Here is a 16,657-nt window from a genome sequence, read left to right as displayed (position 1 = left end):
CGCGTAAAACCCAAGATGCATCAGACCGCGAGGGACAACATCGCCCCAAGTCGCTGGTAAAGCTGGCGAATGCCGGGTGCCATGGTGAATTCGGCGTGCAGGCGCTTATGGGCGGTCTCGGCCAGTCGCGGGCCTAGCTCTGGATCGGCGGCGAAATCTTGCATGGCCTTGGCCAGTGCGGCGGGGGCATCGTCGCTTAGAATACCGCTGACGCCGTTGTCGATAAATTCGGGGATCGCGGACACAGGTGTGCTCAGGATCGGAAGCTTCTGGCTCGCGGCTTCCATCAGCACATTGGGCAAACCGTCGCGGTCCCCGTCCTTGGCGATCCGCGAGGGCAGCACGAACAGATCGGCCTTGCGCATTTCGGCAATCACCTCGGGTTGGTCACAGGCACCGCGCCAGATGATACGATCGTTGATGCCATGGTCTTGGGCGCGGGTTTTCATCGCGTCTGACAATGCGCCGCCACCGATATGGGTCCAGCGCCAATCAAGCGTCGTGGGCAAAAGCGCCAGCGCATCGATCAGATTATCAAACCCCTTTTTTTCGACCATGCGCCCGACCGACATCATTTCAAAGGTATCGGACGGCGCGCGCAAGCGACGGGCGGGCGCGTCGGGAAAGCGTGACAAATCAAGACCATGATACACCAGATCAATTCGCTTGGGATCGGCGGCCAGATCGCGCAGATGTTTCGCCCCGAACGCCGTGCATGTGGCCCCGAAGGCAGCCCCATGTGTGGCGGGGTTCAGCTTTTCGCGCAATTCCCACTCGGGCGATGTCCAGATATCCTTGGCATGGGCAGAAAAGCTCCACGGTAGGCCGCGCAAGATCGCGGCATAGCGCGCCACCGATGATGGCGTGTGCAGGAAATGGGCATAGATGCCACGGGTGTCGGCGGGGAGTTCATGGGCCATGACACAGGCCTGACCAAAACGGCGGCGGCGGTTGGGCGTGTCATCGCGCGCCAGATCTCGTTCAAAGGCGTCCAGCGCTTCGCCGTAGCCCGGCATCGCTTGTGCGGCTTCGCGTGCGGCAGAAACGCGGGGCGGATCGTCGCGCAAATATTCGGGCAGATACCGGACTTGCGCGTTTAGGCGATCATGCAACGGGTGGGTTTTCGTGTCGGTCGGATGGCGCAGCGACCAGATGTCAAACCGCAGGCCAGCTTCCTCAAGTGCGACAAGTTCCTGTGCGATAAAGGTCTCTGACAGGCGCGGCCAGCCTTTGACCACAACGGCAAGGGGGGCGTCGGTCATTTCGCGGCATCCATCAATGCCGTGCCACGTTCAATCACCACTTTCAGCCCGTCCAAAATGCCATCTGATCCGGCTTGGGACGGTTTGTTTTGGTGGGGCAGGTGACGTATCGCGGCGATCATCGCATCCGCGGTCATACCATCGCGGTTCTCATCCAACATCCGCACAAGGCCCAATTCCTCGGCGCGGCTGGCCCTGATCCACTGCTCAAGCCGGGGCACTGTGCGCGGGACGATCACCGCACGTTTGTCAAAGGACAGCACCTCGCAAAAGGTGTTGTATCCGCCCATGCAAACAACGCCTTCGGCCCCGACAAACAACGCTTCGATCCGGCTGTCAAATCCAACGGCCGTGACCCGCCCGTTCAGCTTTTCCACCCGCGCATCAAACGCTTCGCGTGTGTCGCCGGACAGGAAAGGGCCATAGATCAAAACGGCGTTCGGTGCCAAATCGGGGTCTTTTTCATACGCCTCAAGCACCAGCGATACCATCGCGGCACCGTCACCACCGCCACCGGGGGTGATCAGAACATATGGGTGTTCGGGCAGGTCAACCTCGTCTGTGGTTTCGCGGCGCAAGTATCCTGTCCAGTGCATCCGGTCTCGGGTTTTGTCGGACAGGTTCAACCCCTTGGTCGGGTCATAAATGTCGCGGTCCCCATAGACCCAAATTTCATCATAGAATTCTTCCGTCGCCTCGATCGCGTTTTTGCGCGCCCATTCGGCGGCCAGAACCTTGGGTTCGTCCAAGACATCACGCAGACCCAGCACGGTTTTCGTCGTGCCATGGTCGCGCAACCATTCAAGACTGGGAAGCAATTCACCGCGAAAGCCAGACGGTTCTTTGTCGACGATCAACAGATCGGGTTCGTATTTCTCGATGGCGGTTTTGATCAGACCGGACCGCAGCGATGTGATTTCGTCAATATCCAGCCCCAAGGTTTGCGACACATAGCTGCCATCCGCCAGCTTGGTCACACCGGGCAGGCGGATGTGGTCAACACGTTCGGGAAAGGTGAAACGCCCGGCAACGGGGGATCCGGTCAGAATAATGGCGGATGCCGTTTCATCGCCTTGGGTCAGCGCGGTCGCCAAAGCCCGTGACCTGCGCAAATGGCCCAGCCCGAACGTATCATGGCTGTAGAACATGATGCGGTGCGAAGGCTGCCCCTTGCGGCTTGGTCTCGTGGGCAATTGGCTCATGCGCCGATCCTAACTTGGTCTGGAAGCCTTACGTCACAGGTCACATCCTGTGTTGCGAAAGAACCCTTAAATGTCAAAAACAACTTTGCTGATGGGGGCAAAACTGCACGGTCTTATGTTCAGCTTTTCAGCAGATGCAGCCAACGTGGGCATTGGCTGGGTGCTGCTGCGTGATGCAAGGCTGATCATATGAGGGTCCTTTGTCACGGTCTGCGAGGCGAACGCATTCATATAAGTTAACATTAATGTGCTCGATTGGCACGTTTGAATAAGTCTAAGGCAGTCAGGCAAGTCGCGTGCCTGCGTCCGCCAGTTAGTCCCCTATGGCGCGATTGCAATGGGTGCGGTGCTAGCTTAGCCTCTGTTGAGGTATTTTGGCGACAGCGAGGCAGTATGCGGCACATTTTTTTAGTTTTCTTGCTGTCCCTGTTTTTGATCCCCATTGCAGGCCAGGGCGATGCGCAAGGGCTGCAAACCCTTTTCCCGTCGGCGGAAACTGACACCAGTGACGATGATGCCCGCGTCGCAGAGATCATGAAACAGGCTGCGGAAAATGGCGTTGGCGTGGTGGTCATCGACAGCAAAGGCAACCTGCTGAACCAGACCGATATCAGTGCGATACCGCCTGATGCTGCGGCCGAAAGCGACCTCGAAGCGGAGCAGAACCATTCTGCGCTGATGGCGCTCCAGGAGCAGACGAACGGGTTTCGCAAAGCCCTGATCCAACGCATCGTGCAACTGCCGGATGCGATCAACGAGGTCCTTTATATTCTGCGCGCCGCCAGCCCCGACGGAACGTTGTGGGCGTTTGGCAAGGCGCTGCTGTATTCGCTGCTGCTGTTTGCCATCGGCGTGGTCGTCGAGGCACAGGTTTTTGCCAAGCGGTTCGCAAAGCAGTTTGTCATGGCGCGGGTTATGGATAATCCGGTCGGCTATGGCGAGAAAATGCCATTTCTGGTGCTTCGGTTTTTCACGGGTGTCGTCGGCATTCTGGTGTCGATGGCCGTGGCCTATCTGCTGGGTGTGACCCTTATGGGCGGGCTGGAAGACACGGCGATGCAGTTCACCGTCACCCTGATCAATCTGGGCTATTTTGTGTGCCGCTTCTTTGCGGTGCTTTGGCGGATGATCCTGTCACCATTTCTGTCGCAATACCGCATACCTGTCTTTAGCGACAAAGACGCAAAACGCCTGCACCGCTGGCTGTGGATTTTGGCCAGTCTTGATACTTGCGCCATTCTGTTCGGCTTGTGGATCGGTGAACTGGGCCTGAACTATGACGTCTATGCTTTCATATCCTCGCTGCTGTCGGCGACAATCGTTTTGGCCAATATCTTGATGGTGTTGGTGAACAAGCGCGCCATTTCGAATGCGCTGCGCCACGGCAAACCCGTCGAAGAAGTCAGCGTCGTTGCGCGGATATTATCCCAGATATGGGCACCGGCGGTCATCGTCTATGTTATTTTTGCATGGATTGAACTGACCTATGATCTGGTGCTGGCCAACCCCAGTTCCATCCCGCTGATTGCGGGGGCCTACGGGATTCTGGTGTCGATCATTGTGGTTTACGGGGCGATTAACTTTGCCATCGAACGCGGCTTTGCACGGGCGCGGCACATGCGACGGCTGAATGAAATCCGGGATGAACAAGCGGCCGCACATGGCGCAGCGGGCGACGCGGGGCCGGTGGCGCACGCGACCGATGGCACGGGGGATGTGCCAGACGCAGAGCGCCTGCTGGAAGCCGAAGAACACGCCCGCGCACTGATCGCGCCGCGGCGTACATTGAACACCTTTGAGGCACTTGCCAGACGGGTTGCGGCTATTCTGGCCTTTGTGGCGGGGGCCTATGCGTTCTTTTTCATCTGGGACAATGAAAGCGCCCGGATTGTCGAAAGTCTGGGCGATCGGCTGCTGGATGTCATGGTCATCATCTTTATCGGCTATATCATCTATCACGCCTTTCGGATTTGGATTGATACCAAGATCGAAGCGGAATCCGGCGATCAACCCGCGGCAGAGCTGGGCGACGAGGGCAGTGGGGCATCCTCCGCCAGCCGCCTTGCGACGTTGCTTCCGCTGTTCCGGAACTTTGTTCTGATCATCGTTGTGGTCACGATCGCGCTGATTGTTCTGATGGAATTCGGCATCAACGTGGGGCCGTTGTTTGCGGGTGCCGGTATCGTCGGCGTTGCGGTTGGGTTCGGGTCTCAAGCGCTGGTGCGCGACATTTTTGCGGGTGCGTTTTTCCTGTTCGATGATGCGTTTCGGAAGGGTGAATATCTGGATGTCGGCGGGGTCAAAGGCACGGTCGAGAAAATATCGGTACGGTCCTTTCAATTGCGTCACCATCTGGGGCCGTTGCACACCATTCCGTTTGGGGAATTGCAGGTCATGACAAACTATTCCCGCGATTGGGTGATCATGAAACTGCCCTTGCGGGTGACCTATGACACCGATGTGGAAAAGGTGCGAAAACTGATCAAGAAGCTTGGCGTCGAACTTTTGGACGACCCGGTGATTGGTGCCAACTTTATCCAGCCGCTGAAATCGCAAGGCGTGATTGAAATGCAGGATTCAGCGATGATCATCCGGGTTAAATTCATGACCAAACCGGGGGATCAATGGTTGATACGCAAACGGGTCTATGAGGAAATTCGATCCTTGTTTGAACGCGAAGGGATACGCTTTGCCCACCGCGAGGTCACCGTGCGTTTGGCGGATGGAAAAGTGGATGATCTAAGCGACCAAGAACGCAAAGCCGTCACCGCCGCCGCACAAGCATCCCTTGAGGAAGACCAGTTGGACGCGCCTGAAACAAATGGCGACGATCGATGACGGGGGTGTGATAGGGTCCGAAATTGAAATGGGGTTAGTGTGTGCTATCTGAAATCGTAGTTTAACAGGAGCTTCCAATGACACAGTCCAGACGTATGTTTCTAACCACTTCTGCCGCCACTGTTGGTGTGATTACCATGTTGCCTTATGCCGCACAGGCCGCGGCCCATGGCGGCAACACCTTTCCGGTCAAGGGCGGCGACATCATCGTGCACCCTGTCGATCACGCGTCCTTTGTGATGGAGACCCCAATCGGGGTGATCTACAATGATCCAGTAGGCGATGCTGCAAACTACGCCGGTTTTGCGACCCCTGATCTGGTGTTGATCACCCATGAACATGGGGACCACTACAACGCAGATACGCTGGCGGCTGTGGTTGGTGAAAACACACAGATTATCACGAACCCGGCGGTGTACGAGATGCTGCCCGAGGCGTTGAAGGCCAAGGCAAGCATGGTCGCCAATGGTGAAACTGCGATGTTCAAAGACCTGAGCATCGAGGCAATCCCAGCCTATAACACCACCCCAGACCGGCAAAAGTTTCACCCCATGGGCCGTGACAATGGCTATGTCCTGAACCTGCCAGATTTCCGGGTCTATATTTCGGGCGATACCGAAGGCACGCCAGAGATGCGCGCGTTGAAAGACATCGATCTGGCATTTGTGTGCATGAACTTGCCCTTTACCATGGACGCGGAAGCCGCCGCCGCCGCCGTGTCAGAGTTCAAGCCGTCGTTTGTGTACCCCTACCATTTCCGTGGGCGTGACGGTGGGACGCAGGACCCGGCCGAGTTTGCCAAGATGGTTGCGACAGGTACCGAAGTGAAGATCGCGGGCTGGTACTGAGTTTTGGTTTCCGGTTGCTTTTGGCAACCGGACCGACGCGGGGGGCCAGCCCCCCGCACCCCCCGGGATATTTATAAGCCAGAGAAGATGATTTAGGTTTTGTAAGGGTCCAGGCAGGCGCGCAAACCGTCCCCAAGGAAGTTGAACGCCAGAACCACAACGATGATGGGCAGCATCGGGATGGCCGTCCACCAGTAGATTTCGATGCTGGCCAGATTTTGCGCATCGTTCAGCATGACGCCCCAGCTGACAGCCGGTGCGCGCAGGCCGAGACCCAGAAAGCTGAGAGCCGTTTCGCCAAGGATCATTGCAGGAATGGACAGGGTCGCACTGGCGATCAGGTGGGACATAAAGTTGGGTAGTAGATGTCTGCAAATAACACGGGTTGGTTTGGCCCCCATCATTTCAGCGGCTTTTACATACTCCTCTTCGCGCAGGCTTAGGAATTTGGAGCGGACAGCGCGGGCGAGGCCGGGCCAATCCAGAATGCCCAAGATGATCGATATGATGAAGAAGACCGAGACCGGCCCCCAGTTGGATGGCACCGCTGCTGACAGCGCCAGCCAGAGCGGCAGTTCGGGGAGCGAGCGCAGAACCTCGATCATGCGGTTGACGACCCAGTCGGTTTTGCCGCCGAAATAACCGGCCAGCGATCCAAAGAAGATGCCCAATGCGAATGAGACGGTGATCCCGATCAGGCCGACGGTCAGTGATAGCTGAGCGCCATACAGGATACGGCTGAACACATCGCGGCCCAGACGGTCGGACCCCCACAGAAACACGGTCGCGCCTTCGGAGGCGCAGAACAGGTGGGTGTCAGAGGGGATCAGGGCGAAGATATGATAGGTCTCGCCTTTGCAGAAATATTCAAGCGGGCGCGGTTTGGTTTCGTCGGTTTCATAGACCCAGCGAAAGTTCACCAGATCGGCGGTGCCTGTCGTCTCGTAGACGTAGGGGCCGATGAAGGTGCCCTTGTGCCAGAGATTGATGCTTTGCGGTGGGGAGTAGAGATGTTCGGCGTTGCGTTCGTTGGGGGTGTAGGGCGCAATGAAACCGGCAATCGGCAGGATCAGATAGCAAAAGGCCAGAAATAGCCCTGACACCAGCGCCAGCTTGTGACGCCGGAATTTGCGCCACATCAGCCGTGCGACCGAGGCATCCATATCCGAGCGTTCAGGCGCAGACAGATCAACAACATCCGTCCACGGGGTTGTATCGATAAAACGGTTGTCCGGTTGTATGGCCATTATCCACGCGCCCCATAACGGATGCGCGGATCAAGCAGGACCAGCAGCATGTCCGAGATCATCGTCCCGATCAGCGTCAGCAAGGCGACGAACATCAGGATAAAGGCGGCAAGGAACTGGTCTTGGGACTTGAGCGCGATCAGCAGAGCCGGGCCGATGGTTTGCAAGCCCAAGACGACCGACACAAGAACCGAGCCCGAGATCATCGCAGGCAGCAGGTTACCAATGTCGGCAACAAAGGGGTTGAACGCCATGCGCAGCGGATATTTCGCCAGCAGCCGCGCGGGGCCCAGCCCTTTGGCCTTGGCGGTATCGACATAGGGTTTGTCCAGCTCGTCCAGCATGTTCGCGCGGAGCCGCTGCATCATCGCGGCAGCACCGGCAGTACCGATGACAAAGGTCGGGACAATCAGATGCAGCAGGATCGACTGGACCTTGGCCCAGGACATCGGTTCGCCCTCAAGCTCGGGGGCCATCAGGCCGCCAATGGGCAGGTCGAAATAACGGTGCCCGTAGTAGAACAGGATCAGCGCCAGCAAGAAGTTGGGCGTGGCGAGGCCAAGGTAGCCGATAAAACCGGCGGTATAGTCGACCCATGTTTCGGACTTGGCCGCCGCCAGAACCCCCAGAGGCAAGGCGATGAGATACACAAACAACACCGCAGCAAGATTGACCAATACCGTCATCCACAGCGCATCGCCCACGATTTCACCGACGGGGCGGTCAAATTCAAACGACCAGCCGAAATTGCCTTGCAGCAGCCCTGCGTATCCCTGCGGGCCGGGGGCGGCACCGGCCCAGATCAAATATTGCTTCCAGATCGGCTGATCCAGAGAATACTCGTGGCGTAGAAATTCGGCTTTTGCCACGCCTTCGGCCTGACCTGTCGCGCGCAATTCCGCGATCTGGTTCGACAGATAATCACCCGGCGGCAGGTTGATGATGACAAAGACCAGAACCGACACAACCGCGAGGGTCAGGAGCATGGTGATAAAACGCCAGACTGCGTATCTGAGAAAAATCATCGGCTCACCTGTACGAGGGGGTCTGTGAAATAGAATTCGTCGATGCGGTGGATGCCGAAATGTGCGCCGGGGTCATAGGCCCAGACGGCCTCCTGCGGGACGTTCATCAGACGGTTTGAGACGACAACCGGTTGCGGAGCCTCAGACAAGATGCCGATGGCGAATTGCTGCTCGGCGTGGATCGCAAGCATGCGTTCCCAGATGGCCGCGCGTTCTTGGGCGTCATCGGTGCGGGTCCAGTCATTCGCCAGATCCATCAGCTCTTGGGCGGGTTGCATATCGGGGGCCTCGCCGGATTGGCCCATTGTCTGATAATATTGCCCCCACATGGGCCAGGCAAAAAATTCCTGATTGGTGGGGGCCAGATATTTGGGCGATGTTGCCGGACCGGGGAGGCCGTTATCCCAACCGAACCAGACGGCGGCCATTGTCGTACCTGCGTAGATGCGATTGCGCAGGATATCACGGTCTAGCGGGCGCATGATCAGACGGATGCCAAGGTCGCGCCACGTATCTGTGATGATCGCCAGTGCGTTTTCTTCCTCGCTGCGTTCGCCAGCGGTTTCCACCACGAATTCCATAGGCCGACCATCAGGTAGTTTACGCAAACCCGAGGGCATGCGTTCGGTCAAACCCATATCATCTAGCAGGGCATTTGCGGATTCGATGTCGAAATCGGCCCAGGCGTGTAAATCGGCCTCGTTGTACAGTGGACTTTGGGACAGCGCTGTCATTCCGCCCTCTTTCGCGAGGCCGAAATACAGTGCGCGGTTAATCATCCGGCGGTCGACGCCAAGGCTGAGCGCGCGGCGAAACCGCACGTCGCGCATGACGTCGCGCCAGACGGGGTCGGCAAAATTCAGGTTGGGGTAAATCGCGATCTGGCTGGCTGCGCCATTGGCCCATAAAAACACCTTGTATTTGCCGCCGTCTACCTCGCCTTTCTTCAGGATCGAAATGTCGGGAAAGTCCAATCCGCGGGCCTGAAGATCAACCTCGCCTGCGTTGGCTTTGGCTGCGATCAGCCCGCCGCCCACAACGTCCATATTCACCACGTCGATATAAGGCAGCTGGACGCCGCGACTGTCGATGCGGTGGTAATACGGGTTCTTTACAAACAACTGGCGTGATGCGTCACTGTCGCTGGTGTTAATCCACGGCTGCAAGGTCGGCTGCTGGGGGTTGTCAAATTTATACATGTTATCGCGCTTGTTGTGCAGCGCGGCCCAGCTTTTGACCCGGGCGTCAACGACCTCTTGGAGCAGGGTGTCGGGGTCGGCGAAATCGACGTGAAACTGTTTCAGGTAATGCGCCGGACGATAGATAAAGGGCGGGCTGGCCTGCGCAAGAAGCGGCAGGAAATCGGGGTTCGGATCATCCCATTCAAAGACGACCGTCAGCGGATCAGGGAAGGTGACACGGCCCAGCTTTTCCTCGACGAACATGAAATCGGGCGGGCCGCTGGGGGTGATCTCGGCGTTGTTAACGATGTTTTCCCACCAATATTTGAAGTCATCCGATGTAAAGGGTGCGCCGTCCGACCAGCGGTGGCCGTCGCGCAGATGCAGCGTGTATTTGCGCCCCTTTTCAACATCGACTGCTTTTAGAATGTCGGGTGCCAGCGAATAGTCGGGTTGATACCCGACCAGCCGCGCATAGCCATAGACAACCATCTGCCGCACGTCTTTGGAGCGCGATACCAAGGTCCGCAAGGTGCCGCCTTGTTTGCCAAAACTCCGGCCCTTCGCCTCCAGATCAACGACCAGCGGTTCGCGGGGCAGGCGGGCTTCAATCGGGGGCATGTTGCCGCTGTCGACCTCTTGCCCCCAGAACGAACTTTCTTGCAGGGACGGCAACGCGGGTTGCGCCCAAAGCGGAGAGGTGAGGAGCGAAAAGGCAAGGGCGAGCTTACGCATGGCATCTGACTTTGTGACCGGGTTCCAGTTCGCGCAGCGCGGGCGCTTGCAACCCTTCAAAGCGGAACGCCTCGGGCCACAGCCGTGGAGAACCGGCCCCTTTTGCCACCAGATCAAGGTCGATCGGACGGCCGATGTCAGGCTCTGGCTGGGCGGCAATCAGCGCTTTGGTATAAGGGTGCTGCGGGTTGTAGAACAATGTATCGGGCGCGGCCTGTTCGACAATGACGCCCGCGCGCATCACTGCGACCTCGTCTGCGATCCGCGCGACGACAGCAAGATCATGGCTGATGAAAAGATAGCTTAGATTGGCACGTTCGCGGATGTCTTCGAGCAGCGACAGGATCTGATCCTGCACCGATACATCCAGCGCCGAGGTCGGTTCGTCACAGATCAGCAACTTGGGGTCCAGCGTCAAAGCCCGTGCAATCGACAAACGTTGACGTTGCCCACCCGAAAACGCGTGCGGAAAGCGGCGCATCATGTTTGCGTCTAGGCCGACCCAGCTTAACATCTCGGCGGCCTTATCGCGGCGGTCGGATTTTGACCCGATGCCGTGAATTTCCATGGGCTCGGTCAGCGCGTCTTGGATACGCATTCGTGGGCTAAGCGATGAATAGGGGTCTTGAAACACCATTTGCGCCTGGCGCTGGAACGATGTGCGTTCGGCGCTGTTCATGGTGTGAACCGGTATGGCGTCGGCATTTTTGGCTGGCCGAAACAACACCTCGCCACCCAGATCGGGCGTTTCGGCACCCATGGCGATCCGCGCGCAGGTGGTTTTGCCTGAGCCGCTTTCACCGACAATGGCAAGGGTTTTGCCCCGCTCGACCTGCAGGTCAACGTTCTGACAGGCTGGAATGCTGATCGGTTTGCGCCATCCGGCGGCCCGCATGGTATAGGTTTTTGACACGTTGCGTAGATCAAGGATGACGTCATCATGGCTGGGCGCGCGCGCCGGTGTCGCGACCTGCGGGATCATCGGTGCGGCGGCAAACAACTTGGCCGTATAGGGATGCGCGGGGGCACCAAGCACGTCTTTCGCAAGGCCGCTTTCCATGACGCGGCCCTTGTTCATGACAACAACCTGCTGCGCCATATTGGCGACCACACCCAAATCATGCGTAACAAGGATGACGCCCATGCCGGTTTCTTTTTGCAAACTGCGGATCAGGCCCAAAACCTGTGCCTGCGTGGTCACGTCCAGCGCGGTCGTCGGTTCGTCAGCGATCAGCAATTCGGGTTTCGCGATCATTGCCATGGCGATCATCGCACGTTGACGCATGCCGCCTGACATCTCGAAGGGATAACTGCACCATGCCCGTTCAGGATCGGCAAACCCGACCTGTTCGAATTGTTCCAGCACGCGGCGCTTGGCCTCGGCCCGGCCCATGTTCCGGTGCAACCACAAGACCTCGGCCACCTGATTGCCCAAGCGGTGCAGCGGGGAAAGCGCGCGCATTGGTTCTTGGAAGATCATTGAAATGCAGTCGCCACGAATGTCGCGCATTGTCTTTTCCGATAAAGACATCAGGTCGGCTGATCTGTTCGCCCCGTGAAAATGAATGGACCCTCGGCGTAACTGTGCAGCATCAGGTAAAATGCGCAGGACCGATCGACAGGTCAGCGTTTTACCCGACCCGCTTTCACCGACGAGGGCGAGCGTTTCGCCTGCGTTCACGCAAAAGCTGACGCCATCCACAATCGAAGCGGCATCGTCAAACCCGATTGCCAGGTCATTAACTTCCAACAGGACAGTCATTTGGATCCAAAAGCGTTAAAACATGTTGTCTCACGTTTGAGTGAAGCCGATAAAATGTTCTGCGTCTAGTGGCCTTGGTCTTTAACCTAGGGGCACTACCTATGAAAGACGGAGCTGCAAGCGCCCAAGTGGAAAAAGAAAAGAGAAAGTGAGCCTAAAAATGAGTCGTCTGGATCTATTTATCGACCGTATGGTGTCGCAGCGCGCCTGTCTTGATCATGCGGCTGCAATCACAGCGGGCCAGCCGGGCCCAGTGTTCGAGCTGGGGTTGGGGAATGGCCGCACTTTTCACCACATGCGAGAGATCATGCCTGAACGAGATATTTTTGTTTTCGAACGGGCCATCGCGTCAAATCCGGACAGCACACCGACCGACGATCAGGTGTTTCTGGGGGATGTGTATGAAACGCTTCCTGCGGCGCTGAAACGGTTTGGCCCAACGGCGCGACTGATTCACGCCGATTTGGGTGGTCATGATCTGGCGAAAAACGATGCTTTTGCCAGATCGTTATCGCCCTATATAGAACCGCTGCTGGATCATGGCGGCGTCATGGTATCCAGCGATCGGATGTATTTCGATCACCTGAAAGAGATTCCTTTGCCCCAAGGCGCGGTCGAGGGGCGTTGCTTCCTTTATCAGCGCGGCTGATAGCCGGTAGGCCAACTAACCATTTGAAAATTCAGTCTATATTAGCGCCCCACACGTAAATGCAGTGTGGGGCGCAATATCCGCTTGCGCGTTCTGATCTCCGGTTCTAGGTTCCGCCGTGACATAGTGAAACCAAGTTTCGCATAGTAAAACAATTTCTTGGGAGGGAAATTAATGTCCTTTATCAAAAACCTATCTTTCGCCGCCGCCATGGGCTTTGCCGCATCGGTTGCGGGCGCTGAAACCGTGTTGATCCATGGTGAAGCAGGGCCAAACCGTGGCGCGCGCGCAGATGCGTTGCAGTGGTTCGCCGACCAAGTTGCCGAGCGTTCAGCAGGCGATCTGCGCATGGACATCCAATGGGGTGGCGCATTGTTCAAAGCGAACGCTGCCGTGCAATCCCTTGCGGATGGTGTTGCCGACACCGGGTCGGTTATTGCTGTTTACTACCCGCAAGAGATGGCCGCCTACGGTATTTCCGATCTGCCCGTGAACAACCCTGACGCTTGGGTTGGCATGCGCGCCACGGACGAATTGATGCGCACAAACCCCGCCATCGCTGACAACCTTGCCGACAAGAACCTTGTTTATATCGGCACATGGACCACCAGCCAGGTCAACATCGGCTGCAAAGGCGATGCGATCCGTTCCGTTGCGGACATCGCAGGCAAGAAAGTGCGCGGTGTGGGCGCATACGGCAAAGTGTTCGGCGAAGAAGGCGCGAACATGGTCAACATGTCGATCTATGACGCCTACCAAGGTCTGGACACGGGCCTGATCGATTGTAGTCAGGGCTATTCCTATGCGGTTGCCGCGCTGAAGCAGGCCGAAGTGATGGACAACTACACGATGTTGAACTGGGGCCAAGTTGGCGGCGTGGGCATCTTTATGAACAAAGACATGTACGATTCCCTGACATCCGAACAGCAAAACGTTCTGACCACATCCGGCGCAGACATGGCTGACGAATTTGGCCGTATGATCACCATCGCCAACGACAACGCCATTGCTTCGATGAAAGAACAAGGCGTCGAAATCATCGAGCTGCCCGCAGAAGAGCGTGAAAAGCTGGTTGAGGGCGGTCAAAAGTTCTTGGCTGCTTGGGTCGAAACAGCCAATGCATCCGGCCTTCCGGGTGATAAGATGCTGGAAGACTACACCGCATTGATCGCCAAATACACGCAAGAGCGTGACACCAACGGCTATCCTTGGGAAAAGTCCGGTAACTAAGCACATACCTTGAGGGAGGGACGGGACCATGTTGGTACCATTAGAGAAAATCCTGCTGGGGCTGGGCGCGATTGCGGTCATCCTGCTGGGGGTCTTGATTACAACCAATGTGGTCGCACGTGCTGTCTTTTCCTCAAGCGTGCCTGACAGCGTCACCATGGTGCGGGAATTGATGGTTGCGGCCATCCTTCTGCCCCTTGGTGCCGCGACGGCCAACCGCGCACATATCAGTGTGGCGTTTGTCTCGGATCAGTTTGGGCCGCGGTTGCGGTCCTGGCTGATTGTGATGGGGTCGGTCATGGGGCTGATAGCCCTGGCCGCGCTGCTTTATGCAGGTACCCGCGAATTTCTAAGCGTTTGGGAAAAAGGCAGCTTTTTCTACGGTGATCTGAACCTGCCAAAATGGCCCGGACGTCTGTTGTTTATCATTGGCATCGGGGCCTGTTGGTTGCGTCTGGCTGAACTGGCTATCCGCGACACCCGCACAATCCTGTCGGGCAACATCGTGTCGGACGAACAAAATCACACAATTGATGCCCTTGCCGAACAGGAGACGCTGTAATGGATGCTGCAACCATTGGTTTGATCGCGTTCGGCGCGGTCCTTTTCTTGCTGGCAATGCGCGTGCCGATCGCCTTTTCTTTGGCGTCGGTGGCGACAGTCGGCACCTTCTTTATCTTTGCGTTTCGCACGGGCACATTCATGCCCGAACGCGCGATCCGCGCCACCACATCGATGGTGTTTTCGAATTCCTTCGATCTGATCCATTCCTATGATCTGTCGATGATCCCGCTTTTTGTGGCGCTGGGCCATATCGCCTATCGCGCCGACATTACGACCAAGATTTACCACGCCGCCAAGGTCTGGCTGACACGCTTGCCCGGTGGTGTTGCAATGGCATCGGTCATGGGTTGCGGCGGCTTTTCGGCCATCACTGGCAGCTCGATCGCATGTGCGTCGACGATGGGCCGGATTTGCACGCCTGAAATGTTGCGCATGGGCTATGACTCGCGTCTGGCAACTGCGTCGGTGGCGGCAGGTGGCACATTGGGGTCGCTGATCCCGCCATCGGTCTTGTTCATCATCTACGGTATCTTCACCGAAACCTCGATCTCGTCGCTGTTTCTTGCCGGTGTCTTGCCGGGCTTGTTGACGCTGGCTGGCTTCATCCTCGTGATCGCTGTCTGGGTCTGGTATTCACCGGAAATCGCACCACCAACCGATGTGCGCTATTCCCCAAAGGAACGCTTGCAGGCGGCACTAGAAAGCTGGCCGGCGGTCATGCTGTTCGTCCTGATCATCGGCGGCATCTACGGCGGTATCTTTACCGCGACCGAAGCGGCGGCGGTGTGTGTGGTCGCGGCCACATTGATCGGCTTTGCCCAAGGGAAACTGAACCTGCAAGGGTTGTGGGATGCGGTCAAGGAAACCTGTATTCAGACCTCTGCCATCTTTTTCATCGCGGCGGGTGCCAAAATTTTCGTGGCGTTCATCGCGCTGACCAATGTGGCCCCGATGATTGTGAACGTCGTGTCTGATGCACAGCTTTCGGTCGTGGCCTTGTTGATCGCGATTGCCGTGATCTATCTGGTTCTGGGCATGTTCCTTGATCCCATCGGCATCATGGTTCTGACCCTGCCGCTGATGATCCCGCTGGTCGAAAGCTATGACCTGAACCTGATCTGGTTCGGCGTTGTGGTGATCAAGCTGCTTGAGATCGGCCTGATTACCCCGCCCGTCGGCCTGAACGTATTCGTGATCGCCAACGTCGTCGGTAAAGACGCCCCGATCGACAAGATCTTTGCCGGGATCACGCGGTTCCTCAGCGTGGACTTTATCGTGCTTGTCCTGATCATGTCTTTCCCGATGATCTCATTGCTGATCCCCTTGGGCGCGCGATGACGACAGACGGAACAGACCGCAAGTTTGCGAACACGCTTGCCCGTGGATTGGCCGTTCTGCGTGCCTTTCGGGCAAGCGATAGCGGGCTGACCCATGCGCAGATATCCGAACGGACGGGCCTGCCAAAGCCGACGGTTTCGCGGCTGACCTATACCTTGTGCGAACTGGGCTATCTTAGCCACGGGGGGCGCAATGACAGGTTCCGCTTGGGGCCGTCGGCCATCGCCCTCGGGTCTGTTGCATCCGTTGCGGTCAATTTCCTTGATCTGGCGTCCGATGCGATGCAGCAATTGGCCGATGACACGGGCACGCTGGCGCTGGTGGCGGTGCGCGACGATTCTAAAATGCTGCTAGTGCGCACATGGCGCCCCCGCAATGCGTCAACCATCTGGCTGGAGCCGGGGCACCGGATTCCGGTGTTTGGGTCGTCCTCTGGCATGGCCGTCGTGGCGTCACTTGGCGAAGAACGCTTTGGGCAGTTGACGCCTGAAAAGGATATGCGAGAGTTCCGCTCGGAGGGATATTCGCAATTGATCGGGCAAGGTTTCACATACGCACCCAAGGGTACGCGCTATGCCAGCACCATAAATGCCGTAAGCGTTCCCTATTTCGCCGAGGAATTCGGCGAACCGGTCGCGTTTACCTGTGGGGCAATGCCAAGTGACCTGTCCGATGAACGGATCCGGGACGAGGTCGGCCCCGCATTGCGCGAACTTGTACGCGCGCTTGAACAACGTACGGGCCGGACCCCGGCGCTTAGCCGTCGCGATTAAAAA

At 57.4% G+C, this 16,657-nt stretch carries 14 protein-coding genes; 8 read left to right on the top strand and 6 right to left on the bottom strand.

All coding sequences use genetic code 11. The features are described from left to right. Positions 1–20: 20 nt before the first annotated feature. Together KZZ06_RS16720 and KZZ06_RS16715 are read right to left on the bottom strand one after the other, a co-directional pair. Positions 21–1,262, bottom strand: coding sequence for a glycosyltransferase family 4 protein (locus KZZ06_RS16720; RefSeq protein WP_219581253.1), 1,242 nt, complete (start codon positions 1,260–1,262; stop codon positions 21–23). Next, complete coding sequence (locus tag KZZ06_RS16715; protein ID WP_219581252.1) at positions 1,259–2,464, bottom strand: glycosyltransferase family protein; 1,206 nt, start codon at positions 2,462–2,464, stop codon at positions 1,259–1,261. Before KZZ06_RS16715 ends, KZZ06_RS16720 begins: the two co-directional genes overlap by 4 nt. A 70-nt stretch (positions 2,465–2,534) precedes the next feature. On the opposite strand from KZZ06_RS16715, the gene KZZ06_RS22565 reads away from it, so the two are divergent. From KZZ06_RS22565 to KZZ06_RS16705, 3 genes are all read left to right on the top strand, one after another. After that, the gene (locus KZZ06_RS22565) at positions 2,535–2,657 is read left to right on the top strand and encodes a hypothetical protein (RefSeq protein WP_257884419.1); all 123 of its coding nucleotides are present in this window, start codon (positions 2,535–2,537) and stop codon (positions 2,655–2,657) included. Between the two features lie 200 nt (positions 2,658–2,857). After that, a complete protein-coding gene (locus KZZ06_RS16710) occupies positions 2,858–5,302 on the top strand; it encodes a mechanosensitive ion channel family protein (RefSeq protein ID WP_219581251.1) in 2,445 nt (814 codons plus the stop codon). Positions 5,303–5,379: 77 nt separating this feature from the next. Then, entirely contained in the window at positions 5,380–6,150 is a 771-nt protein-coding gene (locus tag KZZ06_RS16705) for an MBL fold metallo-hydrolase (protein ID WP_219581250.1), read from the top strand. 92 nt (positions 6,151–6,242) lie between these two features. Here KZZ06_RS16705 and KZZ06_RS16700 read toward each other — a convergent pair whose 3' ends face one another. Genes KZZ06_RS16700 through KZZ06_RS16685 form a run of 4 tightly spaced genes read right to left on the bottom strand, consistent with a single transcriptional unit; the run spans position 6,243 to position 12,100 of the window. Continuing rightward, a complete protein-coding gene (locus KZZ06_RS16700) occupies positions 6,243–7,397 on the bottom strand; it encodes an ABC transporter permease (protein ID WP_219581249.1) in 1,155 nt (384 codons plus the stop codon). Further along, positions 7,397–8,422 carry an ABC transporter permease gene (locus tag KZZ06_RS16695; protein WP_219581248.1) on the bottom strand — a complete coding sequence of 342 codons (1,026 nt, stop codon included), beginning with the start codon at positions 8,420–8,422 and terminating at the stop codon, positions 7,397–7,399. The genes KZZ06_RS16700 and KZZ06_RS16695 overlap by 1 nt, the downstream gene beginning before the upstream one ends. Then, positions 8,419–10,338: an ABC transporter substrate-binding protein gene (locus tag KZZ06_RS16690; protein WP_219581247.1), complete on the bottom strand. Its 1,920-nt coding sequence runs from the start codon at positions 10,336–10,338 to the stop codon at positions 8,419–8,421. Before KZZ06_RS16690 ends, KZZ06_RS16695 begins: the two co-directional genes overlap by 4 nt. Continuing rightward, the gene (locus KZZ06_RS16685) at positions 10,331–12,100 is read right to left on the bottom strand and encodes an ABC transporter ATP-binding protein (protein WP_219581246.1); all 1,770 of its coding nucleotides are present in this window, start codon (positions 12,098–12,100) and stop codon (positions 10,331–10,333) included. The genes KZZ06_RS16690 and KZZ06_RS16685 overlap by 8 nt, the downstream gene beginning before the upstream one ends. A gap of 160 nt (positions 12,101–12,260) precedes the next feature. Between KZZ06_RS16685 and KZZ06_RS16680 the strand changes: the two genes are divergently transcribed. From KZZ06_RS16680 to KZZ06_RS16660, 5 genes are all read left to right on the top strand, one after another. Further along, positions 12,261–12,749, top strand: a complete 489-nt coding sequence (locus KZZ06_RS16680) for a class I SAM-dependent methyltransferase (RefSeq protein ID WP_219581245.1) — start codon at positions 12,261–12,263, stop codon at positions 12,747–12,749. 174 nt (positions 12,750–12,923) lie between these two features. Then, positions 12,924–13,979: a C4-dicarboxylate TRAP transporter substrate-binding protein gene (locus KZZ06_RS16675; protein ID WP_219581244.1), complete on the top strand. Its 1,056-nt coding sequence runs from the start codon at positions 12,924–12,926 to the stop codon at positions 13,977–13,979. Between the two features lie 28 nt (positions 13,980–14,007). After that, entirely contained in the window at positions 14,008–14,541 is a 534-nt protein-coding gene (locus tag KZZ06_RS16670) for a TRAP transporter small permease (protein WP_219581243.1), read from the top strand. Further along, a complete protein-coding gene (locus KZZ06_RS16665; protein WP_219581242.1) occupies positions 14,541–15,881 on the top strand; it encodes a TRAP transporter large permease in 1,341 nt (446 codons plus the stop codon). Before KZZ06_RS16670 ends, KZZ06_RS16665 begins: the two co-directional genes overlap by 1 nt. Continuing rightward, on the top strand, positions 15,878–16,654 hold the full coding sequence (locus KZZ06_RS16660; RefSeq protein WP_219581241.1) for an IclR family transcriptional regulator: 777 nt from the start codon (positions 15,878–15,880) through the stop codon (positions 16,652–16,654). Before KZZ06_RS16665 ends, KZZ06_RS16660 begins: the two co-directional genes overlap by 4 nt. Positions 16,655–16,657 lie beyond the last annotated feature (3 nt).

Source organism: Sulfitobacter sp. CW3 (assembly GCF_019392245.1).
Lineage (GTDB): Bacteria > Pseudomonadota > Alphaproteobacteria > Rhodobacterales > Rhodobacteraceae > Sulfitobacter.
The sequence above is the reverse complement of the archived record's forward strand: the minus strand, read 5'-3'. Positions and strand labels throughout refer to the sequence as shown.